Origin of the sequence: Mesorhizobium sp. M4A.F.Ca.ET.090.04.2.1, assembly GCF_003999085.1 — a bacterium.
Classification (GTDB): domain Bacteria; phylum Pseudomonadota; class Alphaproteobacteria; order Rhizobiales; family Rhizobiaceae; genus Mesorhizobium.
In genome coordinates, this window is the sequence record NZ_RZOT01000094.1 from 1 (window position 1) to 13,488 (window position 13,488).

Annotated in this window: 19 protein-coding genes; 9 read left to right on the forward strand and 10 right to left on the reverse strand. The window is 64.7% G+C overall.

The annotated features are described in order from the left end of the window. The coding region (locus EN781_RS09380) for an ATP-binding cassette domain-containing protein (RefSeq protein ID WP_145965469.1) at positions 1–736 on the reverse strand (736 nt) is incomplete at its 3' end. Positions 737–867: 131 nt separating this feature from the next. Here EN781_RS09380 and EN781_RS09385 point away from each other — a divergent pair. Continuing rightward, positions 868–1,791, forward strand: a complete 924-nt coding sequence (locus tag EN781_RS09385) for an SMP-30/gluconolactonase/LRE family protein (protein WP_126057950.1) — start codon at positions 868–870, stop codon at positions 1,789–1,791. A gap of 122 nt (positions 1,792–1,913) precedes the next feature. Here the strand turns inward: EN781_RS09385 and EN781_RS09390 are convergent, their stop codons facing one another. Together EN781_RS09390 and EN781_RS09395 are read right to left on the reverse strand one after the other, a co-directional pair. Then, a complete protein-coding gene (locus EN781_RS09390; RefSeq protein ID WP_126057951.1) occupies positions 1,914–2,132 on the reverse strand; it encodes a 4-oxalocrotonate tautomerase family protein in 219 nt (72 codons plus the stop codon). A gap of 295 nt (positions 2,133–2,427) precedes the next feature. Continuing rightward, positions 2,428–3,345, reverse strand: a complete 918-nt coding sequence (locus tag EN781_RS09395; RefSeq protein WP_126057952.1) for a polyprenyl synthetase family protein — start codon at positions 3,343–3,345, stop codon at positions 2,428–2,430. 129 nt (positions 3,346–3,474) lie between these two features. Between EN781_RS09395 and EN781_RS09400 the strand changes: the two genes are divergently transcribed. The 3 genes from EN781_RS09400 (at position 3,475) to EN781_RS09410 (ending at position 5,195) form a co-directional block, all read left to right on the forward strand. Next, positions 3,475–4,182 (forward strand): transglycosylase domain-containing protein, encoded by a 708-nt coding sequence (locus EN781_RS09400; RefSeq protein ID WP_126059336.1) that lies wholly within the window; start codon positions 3,475–3,477, stop codon positions 4,180–4,182. A gap of 154 nt (positions 4,183–4,336) precedes the next feature. Then, positions 4,337–4,519 (forward strand): 50S ribosomal protein L32, encoded by a 183-nt coding sequence (gene rpmF, locus EN781_RS09405; protein ID WP_006203806.1) that lies wholly within the window; start codon positions 4,337–4,339, stop codon positions 4,517–4,519. A 274-nt stretch (positions 4,520–4,793) separates the two neighbouring features. Next, positions 4,794–5,195, forward strand: coding sequence for a hypothetical protein (locus EN781_RS09410; RefSeq protein WP_126057953.1), 402 nt, complete (start codon positions 4,794–4,796; stop codon positions 5,193–5,195). Positions 5,196–5,240: 45 nt separating this feature from the next. Here EN781_RS09410 and EN781_RS09415 read toward each other — a convergent pair whose 3' ends face one another. Continuing rightward, the gene (locus EN781_RS09415) at positions 5,241–5,672 is read right to left on the reverse strand and encodes a heme-binding protein (protein WP_126057954.1); all 432 of its coding nucleotides are present in this window, start codon (positions 5,670–5,672) and stop codon (positions 5,241–5,243) included. Positions 5,673–5,778: 106 nt separating this feature from the next. Next, positions 5,779–6,291 carry a helix-turn-helix domain-containing protein gene (locus EN781_RS09420; RefSeq protein WP_126057955.1) on the reverse strand — a complete coding sequence of 171 codons (513 nt, stop codon included), beginning with the start codon at positions 6,289–6,291 and terminating at the stop codon, positions 5,779–5,781. A gap of 98 nt (positions 6,292–6,389) precedes the next feature. On the opposite strand from EN781_RS09420, the gene EN781_RS09425 reads away from it, so the two are divergent. After that, positions 6,390–7,253 carry an alpha/beta hydrolase gene (locus tag EN781_RS09425; protein ID WP_126057956.1) on the forward strand — a complete coding sequence of 288 codons (864 nt, stop codon included), beginning with the start codon at positions 6,390–6,392 and terminating at the stop codon, positions 7,251–7,253. Positions 7,254–7,331: 78 nt separating this feature from the next. Further along, positions 7,332–7,988, forward strand: a complete 657-nt coding sequence (locus EN781_RS09430) for a glutathione S-transferase family protein (RefSeq protein WP_126057957.1) — start codon at positions 7,332–7,334, stop codon at positions 7,986–7,988. Positions 7,989–8,045: 57 nt separating this feature from the next. Here the strand turns inward: EN781_RS09430 and EN781_RS09435 are convergent, their stop codons facing one another. From EN781_RS09435 to EN781_RS09450, 4 genes are all read right to left on the reverse strand, one after another. Further along, positions 8,046–8,435 carry a hypothetical protein gene (locus EN781_RS09435; RefSeq protein ID WP_126057958.1) on the reverse strand — a complete coding sequence of 130 codons (390 nt, stop codon included), beginning with the start codon at positions 8,433–8,435 and terminating at the stop codon, positions 8,046–8,048. A gap of 81 nt (positions 8,436–8,516) precedes the next feature. Next, entirely contained in the window at positions 8,517–8,792 is a 276-nt protein-coding gene (locus EN781_RS09440; protein ID WP_126057959.1) for a metalloregulator ArsR/SmtB family transcription factor, read from the reverse strand. Between the two features lie 31 nt (positions 8,793–8,823). Continuing rightward, positions 8,824–10,071, reverse strand: coding sequence for an MFS transporter (locus EN781_RS09445; RefSeq protein WP_126057960.1), 1,248 nt, complete (start codon positions 10,069–10,071; stop codon positions 8,824–8,826). 83 nt (positions 10,072–10,154) lie between these two features. Continuing rightward, positions 10,155–10,349: a DUF1192 domain-containing protein gene (locus EN781_RS09450; RefSeq protein WP_126057961.1), complete on the reverse strand. Its 195-nt coding sequence runs from the start codon at positions 10,347–10,349 to the stop codon at positions 10,155–10,157. A 111-nt stretch (positions 10,350–10,460) separates the two neighbouring features. On the opposite strand from EN781_RS09450, the gene EN781_RS09455 reads away from it, so the two are divergent. The 3 genes from EN781_RS09455 (at position 10,461) to EN781_RS09465 (ending at position 12,960) form a co-directional block, all read left to right on the forward strand. After that, positions 10,461–11,471, forward strand: coding sequence for an NAD(P)H-quinone oxidoreductase (locus EN781_RS09455; protein WP_126057962.1), 1,011 nt, complete (start codon positions 10,461–10,463; stop codon positions 11,469–11,471). A 378-nt stretch (positions 11,472–11,849) separates the two neighbouring features. Beyond that, entirely contained in the window at positions 11,850–11,990 is a 141-nt protein-coding gene (locus tag EN781_RS09460; protein ID WP_126057963.1) for a DUF1127 domain-containing protein, read from the forward strand. A gap of 274 nt (positions 11,991–12,264) precedes the next feature. Beyond that, entirely contained in the window at positions 12,265–12,960 is a 696-nt protein-coding gene (locus EN781_RS09465; RefSeq protein ID WP_126057964.1) for a DUF1013 domain-containing protein, read from the forward strand. Between the two features lie 63 nt (positions 12,961–13,023). Here EN781_RS09465 and EN781_RS09470 read toward each other — a convergent pair. Beyond that, positions 13,024–13,488, reverse strand: a 465-nt coding sequence (locus tag EN781_RS09470; RefSeq protein WP_127399921.1) for a WYL domain-containing protein, incomplete at its 5' end; no start/stop codon positions are given.

The window sequence follows — 13,488 nt, forward strand, 5'->3', positions numbered from 1 at the left end:
TCTGGTGCGCCGGCCGGCCGACGATCAGGTCGACCAGTTCTTGCGGCGTGGTCTCGACCACTGGCTTAACCGCGACCATGCGGCCGTCGCGCATGACGGCGACGCGGTCGGCGATCCGGAACACCTCGTCCAGCCGGTGCGAGACATAGATCATGCCGACGCCGCGCTCGCGCAGCGGACGCAGCGCCTCGAACAGGCGTTCGACCTCGTCGGCCGGCAGGCTTGCCGTCGGCTCGTCGAGCACCAGAACGTCGGCTTCGGTGGCGAGTGCGCGAGCGATCGCCACCAGCGACTTTTCCGTGCGCGAAAGGTCCTGGACGCGCGTCGCCGGATCGAAGGCGCAGCCGACCAGCGCCAGCGCGCGCTCGGCGCGGCGCTCGGTGTCGCGCCAATCGATCAGGCCCGAGCGGCGCGAAAAGCCCTGCGCCATGCCGACATTCTCGGCCACCGTCATCCATTCGATGAGGCCGAGGTCCTGATGGATAAAGGCGACCTTCTGTGGCTGGTTGGGACGCGGCGGGCGGTGGTGATAGTCTTCGCCGCGAAAGCGGATCGTGCCCTGGTCGCGCTTGTGGATGCCGGCGAGCGTCTTGATCAGCGTCGACTTGCCGGCGCCATTCTCGCCAAGCAGGGCGACGATCTCGCCCTCGTGGATGTCGAGCGAGACCGACTTCAGCGCCAGAGTGCCGCCGAAGCGCTTGGAGATGTCGATGAATTCGATGAGCTTGGGCCGCATCTATGGCCCTCCCAAGCCAAGCAAACGGACTGAATTGGCACCGATGTTATCGCTAACATTTTTGCAGGTCAAGTCTTGAAAACGGTTTGCCGCGAAGGCTATCGGTAACCCGTTTTCGCGGAGGATGGAGCATGTTCGGAGACTTAGAGGGCGCGGGCTTCGAGGTTCTCGACGAGCGGTTCGAAAGCTGTTTCGTCGGCCATGTGGCGGTCGAGCGGGTGTGGACCGGAGGGCGCTGGCTGGAAGGCCCGGCATGGTTCGCGGCCGGGCGCTATCTGGTCTTCTCCGACATCCCCAACGACCGCATCATGCGCTACGACGAGACCAATGGCGTGGTTTCGGTGTTCCGGGCGCCGGCAAACAGTGCCAACGGCAACACGGTCGATACAGAGGGACGGCTGGTCACCTGCGAGCATCGGTCGCGGCGCGTCACGCGCACCGAGCATGACGGATCGATCACGGTGATCGCCGACTGCTTCGACGGCAAGCGCCTGAATTCGCCCAACGACGTCGTGGTGCGCTCCGACGGCACGGTGTGGTTCTCCGATCCGCCCTATGGCATCGCGACAGACTATGAGGGCGACCGCTCCGAACAGGAGATCGAGGGCTGCCACGTCTACCACGCCGATCCCGCGACCGGCGAGGTGGCGCGCGTCGTCTCGACGATGGCGAAGCCCAACGGTCTCGCCTTCTCGCCGGACGAGACGGTCCTCTATGTCGGCGACACCGGCATCACGCATCAGAAGGACGGGCCGCGGCACATCCGCAAGTTTGCCGTCGAAGGCAATGCGCTCAAGGAACTCGGCGTTTTCGCAACCTGCACGGCCGGCCTGTTCGACGGCTTCAGGGTGGATACGGCGGGTCGGGTCTGGGCAGGCGCCGGCGACGGCGTGCATTGCTTCGATCCCGACGGCACGCTGATAGGCAAGATCCGCATCCCGGAAACGGTGGCGAACCTCGCCTTCGGCGGCGCCAAGCGCAACCGCCTGTTCATCACGGCGCGGCAGTCGCTCTATTCGGTGTTTGTGGTCGCCAATGCGGCCGCAAGAGGCTGAGGTCCGACCTAGGCGGGGACGGATCGAATGGGCTCACGCGATCGTGTGTTCGCCTATCAAAAATGGACTATTGCATTTGCCCGAAAGGCGAGCCGCTCGACAAGCGGCTCGCCTTGTTCATGTCAGGCAACATCCTTAGCCCGATAGGCATCGGGAAGGACAAAGACTTCATCGGCGCGGCCGTAGCCTCCATCAGGAACTTCTTCGATCAGCACCATGGTGTAGGGGCGCACACCCTCGCCGAAATAGTCCACGAACATCTGCGTGGTCTTGTGGACGAGATCTTCCTTCTGCGCTTTTGTGAGGGCGGCCTCGGGCATCTTGAAGTTGGCAAAGGGCATTTGCAGGTTCCTTTCAGTGGCATTTCACGGCGCCGGTTGGCGCGTCCGATGACGACGGTCGCGTCGTCATCGGACGGATCGATCTTCGTTGTCATGGGGCGGATATAGATTGCCGCGGATGTCGGATAATCACCCCGCTGCTGGCAGCACTATTCGGAAAGAGCGAACAATCGGAGCGACGTCGGCGCCCTATCCGCAGCTCGCTCAGCGGTGCTGGGCATCCCGCATTTTCGCGCTGGCAGGGTTGTGAAGATCGGACCGGTGGCGAGCCGGCGTCGTTCGCCTGTGCAACAGGTCAGCTGTTGCGCGTCGCCACGAATGTCGCCGCTTCCTTCAGCAGGGCCGCGCGCTCGCCATAGGGATCGAGCAGCGCATGCGCCTGGCCGACGAGGCCGTTGAGCTGCTTGCGCGCCCAGTCGGCGCCGTGCAGGGCGACCAGCGTCGCCTTGCCTGCGGCGGCGTCCTTGCCGGTCGCCTTGCCCATCTGGTGCGCATCCGCCGTCAGGTCGAGCAGGTCGTCGGCAAGCTGGAAGGCGAGCCCGATCGCCGAGCCGAATTCGGCCAGCCGCTCGCGGTCTTCCGGCGGCGCGCCGGCGACGATGGCGCCGGCCTCGCAGGCAAAGCGGATCAAGGCGCCGGTCTTCATCGCCTGCAGCCGGATGATGCCGGCCTCGTCCGGCGGAGTGCGTCCGGCATCGAGATCGAGCATCTGCCCGCCAACCATGCCGCCAATGCCCGCGGCGCGGGCAAGCGCCAGCACCAGCGCTGCCCGGCGTTCCACGGGCAGCACGGTGGCCTCGTCGGCGAGGATGTCGAAGGCAAGCGTCAGCAGCGCGTCGCCGGCGAGGATGGCGGTGGCATCGTCGAAGGCCCGGTGCACGGTCGGCTGACCGCGGCGCAGATCGTCATTGTCCATGGCCGGTAGATCGTCATGGATCAGCGAATAGCAATGCACGCATTCGAGCGCCGCCGCCACGCGCGATGCCGCCTCGCCATCTGCGGAAAAGAGCGCTGCACTTTCCATAACCAGAAAAGGGCGCAGGCGCTTGCCGCCGTTCAACACGCCATGGCGCATGGCCGCCATCAGCCGCTCCGGCCGGGCGATCTCGCCGGACAGCGCGCGCAGGTCGAGAAGCCGCCTGAGCAGCGCCTCGATTGCCGCTGCGCGTGTCAGAAGTGCGGTTTCGAACGCGATTTCTTCGTCTTTCGCCATGGCCGGGAGCGGTAGCCGACACTCAGACATTGCGCAAGAAGCCGCGCGCCATTATGCCGGTTGAGCTGATGGCACGGGTGGGGCGGCTTGACGGAACCGATCGTCGATCATGAAATCGAAGGACTGGACATGGCGCGGCCGAGGCGCCTGAACCGGGCCGGTCTCAAGCGCCTTGGCCGGCGCTCCCTGGTCGTTGCCGCCATCCTGGCGGTGGTACCGGTGGTGCTGACCTTCCTCTATCTGCCGTCCTTCGTGCATCCGGTGTCGACGCTGATGCTGAAGGACCTCGCGACCTTCTCCGGCTACGACCGGCGCTGGGTTTCGATCGACGACGTGTCGCCGGCGCTGGCGCATTCGGTGATCATGTCGGAGGACGGGCAGTTCTGCTTCCACCGCGGGGTCGATCTCGGCGAATTGCGCGGCGTCGTGGACGACGCGCTGGCCGGCGAGGCGACGCGCGGTGCCTCGACCATCACAATGCAGACGGTGAAGAACCTCTTCCTCTGGTCGCGGCCGCTGGGCACGGTGCGCAAGGTGGTCGAACTGCCGCTCGCCGTCTATTTCGACGCGGTGATGTCGAAGCGGCGCATTATGGAGATCTACCTCAACATCGCCGAATGGGGCCCGGGCATCTACGGCATCGAGGCGGCCGCCCAGCATCATTTCGGCGTCTCGGCAAACAAATTGTCGCGCCGGCAGGCGGCGCTGCTCGCCGTCACGCTGCCCAATCCGATCGCCCGCAATCCGGCAAAACCGGGGCCGGGCTTGCGACGCCTGGCGGCACTGATCGAGCGGCGCGCCGGTAGGTCGGGAGCCTATGTGGGTTGCCTTGATTAGGACGAACCAGCGCCGGCTCAAAAAAATTTGCCGCGGTGCTGGCCAAAACGGCGCAAGGCGTGTATAGGCACCCGACTTTCTCAGATTATGGCCCCAGACGCGGCCCTTTCACGAGGGTTGCCGGGGCATTTTGACCATGTAGTGGAGCATATCCATGGCCGTTCCGAAACGAAAAACCTCTCCGTCGAAGCGCGGCATGCGCCGCTCGGCCGACGCCCTCAAGGCCCCGACCTATGTCGAGGACAAGAATTCCGGCGAAATGCGCCGCCCGCACCATATCGACCTGAAGACCGGCATGTATCGCGGCCGCCAGGTTCTGGAGCCGAAGGAAAGCTGAGAAGCTTCCGGCGGTTTGCGACTTCCAAAAAGACCGGCCATTGGGCCGGTCTTTTTGCGTTTGGCCTCGCCAATCGCTCCAGCGTCGCGGTCCGATACCGACTCCGCCGACGGACCCTGCGCGCCGGTCTTTGTGGCCTGACAGGCGCGGGAGGAACCCCCGCTAACATGCTTGTTTCGCGCGGTCTTCGAGCGTGTTAGCGGCGACGCATGAAACTTCTTGACGAGGAAGGCCGGCGGGCTGCAACTGAAGGAAGCTCAATCGGAGACGCCAGATGTTCGGTGCCATCCCCCTGCTGATCGTGCCCTTCGTGCTCTACAATCTCGGGCTGCTCGGGATATTCGGCAGCGGCGACGATCCCTGGGCCAACGAGATGTTCTCGTTCCGCATGATGTCCGGTGGCGTTTTCTCGATGACGCTCGGCGACCTGATGGTGCTGATCGGCCTGATCTTCCTGTTCGTCGAGATCTCAAAATCGGTGCGCACCACCAACGCCTCGATCCTCGACCATCTGTTGTCGACACTGGTCTTCATCGCCTTCCTGGTCGAGTTCCTGCTGGTGAAGGGCGCAGCGCATTCGGTCTTCTTCACCCTGATGGTCATCGCGCTGTTCGACGTGCTCGCCGGCTTCTCGGTGTCGATGCGGTCGGCAAGCCGGGATATCAACCTGAACTAGGATGTGCCGATATTCAGGTGAGACCGGTCTGCAAATGATCCGGGCTCAGCCCGGATCGGCAGTGAAGCCGGCGGCTTCGATGCCGGCGATCGCGGCGGCCTCGTCATTGTCCGACGTGTCGCCGGAGATGCCGACCGCGCCGATGACGGCGCCGACATGATCGCGGATCAGCACGCCGCCGACGACAGGCAGGACACGACCGCCGGAGACGTCGGAGATGCCGGCGATCAGATGCGGCCGTTCCTTGGCGAAGGCTTCGACGCGGCGCGAGCCCATGCCGATGGCGAGCGCGCTATAGGCCTTGCCGGCCGACATTTGCGGACGCAGGAACGATGCGCCGTCCTGGCGCTGGAAGGCGACCAGATGGGCGCCGGCATCGAGCACCGACACGCCGAGCGGCCTGAGCTTCAGCTCGGCACCCCTGGCGAAGGCGGCGTCGATGATTTGCTTGGCTTTCTCGAGCGTCAGCGCGGTCATGGCAGTCTCCTGTTGAAGGCCGCGATCATCGTCGACGAGACGCAAGATACAATCCCGGCCGCGGTTGAAACTGATTTTCGGGAAGTGGCGAAACGCCGCGCCCTGTCTAGCCGGCGGCAGCCTCAGCCTTGCGGGCGACCACCACCTCGTAGCCGGCCTGCAGGGTCGCCCGAACGGTTGGCCCCTCATGGTCGATCGGCGCGCCGAGGTGTTCATGGCGCAATTCGTCCATGAAGCGCTCCCATAAGGGTGGGCCGCCGTTTTCCAGAAGCTCAGCGCGGATCGAGAGCTCCTCGCTGACCGGCAGCCAGACACGGCCCCAGGCGCCGAGATGCGCCATGATCGGCACCAGGGTGATGGCCATCTCGGTCAGGCTGTAGATTGCCTTCTGCTTGTGGGAAGGATCGTCGGCCTTTGTCAGCATGCCCAGCTCCATCAGCCGCTTCAGCCGGTCGGCAAGGATGTTGGACGCGATGCCCTCGATCGATCCGTTGAGCATTTCGCGAAAATGACGCCGGCCGCCGAAGATCATGTCGCGCAGGATGATCAGGCTCCAGCGATCGCCGAACACTTCGAGCGACAGATTGATCGGGCAGCCGGAGCGGTGATCGGTGTTCATGCAAAGTCTCCAGAAAAACCGGTTGCATTATCGTATCAGTCTGATTATCGTGCAACTGATTGCAAAATGCAATCGGATTGACAGAGAAGGAAGCGACCATGAAGACGAAAGAGCAGCCCCGGATCGTTTCCGAAACTTTTGGCAGTCCCGGCGATCCGGCCGTTCTGCTGATCATGGGCGCCATGGCGTCGATGCTGTGGTGGCCAGAAGCGTTCTGCCGGAAGCTGGCCGGCGAGGGTCTGTTCGTAATCCGCTACGACAATCGCGACACCGGCCACTCGAGCAAATACGCGCCTGGCGAGCCGCCCTACACATTCGATGACATGGCCGACGATGCCATCCGCGTGCTCGACGATCATGAGGTCGTGAGGGCGCATGTGGTCGGCATGTCGATGGGCGGCATGATCGCGCAGCTGGTGGCGCTGAAACACCCGTCGCGCCTCACGGCGCTGACCGTGATCAGCACGTCGCCTGTCGGCATCGACACCTCGCATCTGCCGGGAATGTCCGAGAGCTACAAAGAGCACGCGGCGGCAGGTGAGAAGGTCGATTGGTCGGATCGCGAGCAGGTGATCGACTTCATCGTCAGCGAAGCCCGCGTCATCGCAAGCACCGCGCATCCGTTCGACGAGAAGCGGACAAGGGCGTTCGTCGAGCGGGACTATGACCGGTCGGGAGGCCTGCTCAGCGCGACCAACCACTTCCTGCTCAAGAACGGCGGAGACTGGAAGGACCGCCTTCGGGCGATGCGGATTGCGCTGCTCGTCATCCACGGCACGACGGATCCGATCTTTCCGGTCGAGCATGGCGCAGCGCTCGCCGAGGCGGTTGCCGGTGCGAAGTTGGTGCGTATCGAGGGCGGCGGCCACGAACTGCATCCGGACGACTGGGCCGTCATGATCGCCGCCATCGTGGCGCATGACCGGGCAGCGCGGGCGCGGGCCGATCCATCCCCGGCGTGACAGCGCCTCACCGGATGCGCCATTATCAAGACCAGAAGCCCCCTTCCGCCCGGACCGGCGGCCACAAGCGAGCAAGCAATGTCTCTGACCATGCACCTCCACCCGCTGGCATCGTTCTGCTGGAAGCCGCTGATCGCGCTCTACGAGAACGGCACGCCTTTCGATGTCGTCATTGTCGATCTCGGCAACGAGCAGTCGCGCGCGGCGTTCCTGAGACTGTCGCCGGCGGGCAAGATGCCGGTGCTGCGCGACGAGGCGCGCGGACAGACGGTGCCGGAATCAACCATCGTGATCGAGTATCTGGCCGTCCACTATCCTGGCCCGACCGCGCTGATCCCGGCCGATGCCGACCTCGCCCGCCAGGTTCGGACCGCCGACCGCTTCTACGATTTCTATGTGCAGGAGCCGATGCAGAAGATCGTCGGCGACCGGCTGCGGCCGCAGGGCCAGACCGACCCGTTCGGTGTCGAGCAGGCGCGGGCGCAGTTGCGCGCCTCCTACGCCATCATCGAAACCGAGATGCAGTCGAGGATTTGGGCGGTTGGCGAAACCTTCACCATGGCCGACTGCGCGGCGGCTCCGGCGCTGTTCTACGCCAACAAGGTCGAGCCGTTCGGCGACAGGTTCCCCGCGGTTAGGCGTTATCACGATCGCCTGCTCCAACGACCGTCCTTCGCCCGCGTGATCGAGGAAGCCCAGCCCTACTTCAAGTTCTTCCCCTACAACGACGGCTGACATCAGTGCTTCGCGATCGGAGGCGAGCGGTCCTTCTCACCTGGCCTTGCATCGCTCCTATGGCTCGATCACCTTCTTGCGGCCCTCCGGTTCCACCATCTCGAGCCGAGTTTCGGGACCATCCGCCTCGAGCAAAATGTAGCTTGCGTCGTCGCCGCCGACGAAACTCAGACCGGCGCTGGCGGTCGTGGCGCTGATCTTGACCGAGGGCTGGCCATTCTCCGCGATGAGGCGGAACAGCACGGTTTCGGCCTCGCCGGCCTTCGCCGGGAGCACGGAGATGCTGGAGCGCACCCGGCCCTGACTATCGACAATCTGAAGCCCGCTTCCGCGCAGAATGCCTGGGCTGTCCTGCGCCTTCGCCGGCAGGATCTGCGTCAGCCCCATGCCAGCGAGCAGAACCAGATTGATTGCCGTCAGAGCGCCAAGAACCGCTTCGCGTCGCATGGGTTTCCTCCTCCACAGCCAGAAAAAGCGCAGAACGGAATCGCATCAAGCAAGTGCCGGACCGGTCATGCCGCCCAGAGGTCACTCGCCGGGCAATGCTTCCCAGAACTGGTCGAGCCAGATGTTCAACCGCAGGAAGCCGGCACTGCTGACCGTGTAGACCCGCCGCGTGCCTTCCGCCTTGGCGTTGACCAGGCCGGCCTCGAGCAGAACCTTCAGGTGCTGCGAGACGGCTGGGCGTGAAACTGGCAGTCCGGCCGCCAGTTCGTTGACGGTCTTCGGGCCGCGCCGGAGCTCTTCGAGAAGATAGCGCCGGTTGGGATCGGCAATCGCCACAAAGGCATCAGAAAACATCATGCGTCATTTTAGAGGCAAAGTTTCCCAAATCTCAACCATTGGTTTCAGCCTTTCTGCGCGGATCGAGCCGCAAGGCTTCCGGCGTCACCGAACGGTCGGCCGGCTGGGTCTTGAAGGCGTCGCGGTTTTCGATCGGCACCGGGGCGCGGCGGCTGATGCGCAGCAGGGTGTAGCCCGCCAGGCAAAGATGGGCGAGCGCGGTGGCCAGGAACAGGCCCTCGGGGCGCAGCCAGCCCATCAGGCCGGCGGCGAGCAGGGGCCCGATCATGGTGCCGAAGCCGTAGAGCAGCAGAAGACCGCCCGAAACCTTGACGAAATCCTCCGCCCGCGCGTGGTCGTTGGCATGCGCCACTGCGATCGAATAGAGCGTGTAGGCGAAAGCGCCGTAGGCGGCGGTCAAGACGATGACGAAGACGCCGGAGCGCGGCTCGAACAGGAAGACGAAAATGGCAAACAAGGCTGCGCCAAAGGCCGCACCCGCCAGCACGAAACGGCGGTCGGTCTTGTCCGAGAGGCGTCCCGCCGGAAGCTGCATGGCCGCTCCCGCCACCACCACCAGGCTCATCATCAGCGCGATCTCGGCCGTTGAGATGCCGATGCGGGCGCCATAGACGGCGCCGAGCGTGCCCCAGGCGCCGTTGGCAATGCCGATCAACAGGCAGGCAATCGCCGACACCGGCGAATTGGCGTAGAGCCCCTTCACGTCGAGCTTCACGTCCTGCAGCGGCTTCGGATGCGACTGCGTCGAGACGGCGGTCGGGATCAGCGACAGGCAGAACAGGATGCCGGTGATCATGAACAGCGAAGCCGACTTCACGTCGCCGCCGGCGACGATCATCTGGCCGCCCATGATCGATGCATAGGTGACCATCATGTAGAGGCCGAAGACGGTGCCGCGGTTCTCGTTGGTGGCCTTCTCGTTCAGCCAGCTTTCGATGACCATGAAGGCGCCAGCCATGGTGAAGCCGGTGAAGGCGCGCAGCAGGATCCAGACATATTCATCGATGATAAGGCCGGTGAGCAAAGCGACGATGGCGCCCGACGCGGCAAAGGCGCCGAAGGCCCTGACATGGCCGGCGCGGCGAACCAGGCGCGGCGCAAAGAAGCAGCCGGTGACGAAGCCGCCGGCCCAGGCGGTGCCCATCAAGCCCAGCGATGCCGTGGAAAAGCCCTCCAATTGGCCTCGCAACGGCAGCAGCAGCCCGTGCAGGCCGGACGCCGCGAGCAGGAAGGCCGTGCCGCGAAGCAGCGAGAGGATCGGTCGGTAGGTCGCAAACATTGGCTGATCCGGCTGGAGGTTCGTGGCGCTGGTCTGACAGGCGCATTCGGGCTTTTCGGCGGCGAACACTGCCGCTTTCAACGCTAGCCGCGGCGGAACAGCGCCTCGGCCGCTGATTTGGTCGCTCCCTTGGCCTTCAACTCGGCTTCCAGCCGGGCGATCTCGTCGCGCAGCATGCCGATCCGCTCGGACAGTTCGTCGGCCGAAAGCAGGGCCAGATCCTGCCCGATCTCATGCGGGCGCGCCTTCTTAACGGGTTCGTCGTCGAAGATCGCCATCGTCGCTCCTCCCTGATATGCCATTTGCCGGATTCGACAATGAGCATACATAGGGCACGGGTGCTGATGCAAACGGCCAGCCAAAGAGGCCAGACGAGGACGGGACAATTCATGGCGAGCGCACAGAAGATTCCGGCGAAGATGATGGCGATCGCGATCTCGGCGCCAGGCGGGCCGCGGGTGCTGAAGCCGGAAACGCGCGATGTGCCCCTGCCGGGGCCAGGCGAGGTCCTGATCCGGGTGCGTGCCGCCGGCGTAAACCGGCCGGATGTGCTGCAGCGCAAGGGCGCCTATCCGCCGCCGCCCGGCGCCTCCGATCTGCCGGGGCTCGAGGTCTCGGGCGAAGTCGCGGCACTTGGCGACGAGATATCGCGCTGGCGCATCGGCGACCGGGTCTGCGCGCTCACCCCCGGCGGCGGATACGCCGAATATGTCAAGGTGCACGCCGGCAGCGTGCTGCCGCTGCCGGCCGGCTTCACCCACACCGAAGCGGCGGCGGTGCCGGAAACCTATTTCACTGTCTGGCACAATGTGTTCGAGCGCGGCGGCTTGAAGTGCGGCGAAACGCTGCTGGTGCATGGCGGTTCGTCGGGCATCGGCACCACGGCGATCCAGTTGGCGTCGGCCTTCGGCGCCTACGTCATCACCACCGCCGGCAGCAGGGAAAAATGCGACGCCTGCCTGAAGCTCGGCGCCGACCGGGCGATTAATTACCGCGAGGAGGACTTCGTCGCCGCGGTCAAGGACGCGACTGGTGGCAAGGGCGCCAATGTGATCCTCGACATGATCGCCGGAGACTATGTGACACGCAATTACGAGGCCGCGGCGGTGGAAGGCCGCATCGTCCAGATCGCCGTGCAGGGCGGGGCGGCGGCGAGTGTCGATTTCTCCAGGCTCATGGTCAAGCGGCTCACCCATACCGGCTCGACGCTGAGGCCGCGCACGGTCGAATTCAAGGCGGCGATCGCCGTGGCGCTGGAGGCGCAGGTCTGGCCGTTGCTCGGCAGCCGCAAGATAGCGCCGGTGATGGACACGATCCTGCCGCTCAGCGAAGCCTGGCGGGCGCATGAGCGGATGGAGGATGGGGAGCATATCGGCAAGATCGTGCTCGACGTCGGCTAGGATGCATCGATATTCAGGTGAGGCCGGCCTGCAAACGGCGCTTTCCTGCGCTTCCGGTGCTCACGTAGTTTCCTTGCTGCCGCATGTCCTTGTCGGAAAACCGGGACCACTTCTCCGGGACATGCGGAAGTACGCTCCGCTCCGGTTCTCGGAAACCACCGTTTTGGTCGCCCCGCGCCCGTCTTCGACTCCGCCTCGGCCTGACCTGAATCTCGACGCGCCCTGGTGTGTAAATCGCCTGCGGAAAAGCTGAACAAGAGCTTAATGCTGCAATGCACAAAACGCATTGCCGCCATGCAAAAGCGTCCGTTCAATTCTCAGGCGGCGGTGCCTATTTACACGGCATCGAACAAATCAACCAACGACTGGAGACCCGCCATGAACCCGATCCGCGCTTTCCGTAACTGGCGCATGTACAACGAGACCGTGCGCGAGCTGAACAAGCTCAACGCCCGTCAGCTTCACGACCTCGGCATCAACCGCGCCGACATCGAGCGTATCGCCCGCCAGGCTCTTTGATCTCAAGCGCGCCCCGGCCGTGAGGCCGGGGCAGCGTTGCGAAGCCAGAGCCGTCGAAGACGCTTGCTCGTCTCCGGTTCCGAACCCGCTGGACCCAGTCCGGCGGGTTTTGTCTTTCTTGGGCCGCGGCCGTGCCCGGCCTCTCCTCCAGGGCTCTCCAAAAACATTGCGAAATGGTGACGGAGCGGTTATACAGGCCGCGAATTTCCCATTTTGGTGGCTCTAAAACCACCGCCCGCGCGGGAACGCGGGCGAACGAGAAGGATTTTTGGAAATGGCCAATACGCTGCTGATGCCCAAGGCGACCGCCGTCTGGCTGGTCGACAACACCGCGCTCTCCTTCGAGCAGATCGCCCAGTTCTGCGGGCTGCATCCGCTTGAGGTCAAGGCGATCGCCGACGGCGAATCGGCGCAAGGCATCAAGGGCATGGACCCGATCATGACCGGCCAGCTGACCCGCGACGAGATCGCGCGCGCCGAGAAGGACCCGAACCATCGACTGAAGCTGTCCGACCCAAAGGTCAGGGTGCCGGAATCCAAGCGCAAGGGCCCGCGCTACACGCCGCTGTCGAAGCGTCAGGACCGGCCGAATGCCATCCTCTGGCTGGTGCGCAACCATCCCGAACTGAAGGACGCGCAGATTGCCCGTCTTGTAGGCACCACCAAGTCGACGATCGAGCAGATCCGCGAGCGCAAGCACTGGAATTCGGCCAATCTGCAGCCGATGGATCCGGTGACGCTGGGTCTCGCCTCGCAGATCGACCTCGACATGGAAGTCAACCGCGCCTCGCGCGGCCGCGAGCAGGCGCAGCCGGTCGGCGACACGCTGCTGCCGGCGGCGTTGACGGAACGGCTGGTCCCGGCGCCGGAAAAGCCGAAGGACGAGGACGCCGAGCTCGACGCCAACGCCGTCTTCGCCAAGCTCTCGGCGCTGAAGTCGAAGGACAAGGACACGGACGACGAGGAGTAGAATTCTCGGCATGCCAACAAAAAAGCCCGCTTCGAGCGGGCTTTTTTATTGGCCTTCGAGCCTTCAGTTGCGCGCCGCCCGGTCCGGCGTCATGCCATAGTCCTCGCTGCGCTCCACCGCGCGGTAGAAATCGGCGAGCTGCTTGCCGCGCTCCGGTTTGTAGACGCGGCCGGCGATCACCACCGAGGCAATGCGGTCGATGCGGAAGGCGCGGAAATCGTCGCGCATCTCGCACCAGGCGACCAGCGTCCACACCTTGCCCCAGAACCACAGGCCGAGCGGCCGGATGTCGCGCGCCGTGCCGCGCCCGGCCTCGTCCGAATAGTCAATGGTCAGGACCTGGCGTTTCTCGATCGCGCGCTCGATCAGGTCGATCGCCTCGCGCGCGGCATCGCTCACCACCCACATCGGCGTGTGGATCTCGGTGCGGGCGATGCGGTCCTTCTCGGTATCGGGCAGCACGGCGCCGATCTTGACCAGCGCCTCGTCGGCGGCCCGCGCCATTGCGGCGCCGCCAAAGGCGCGCAC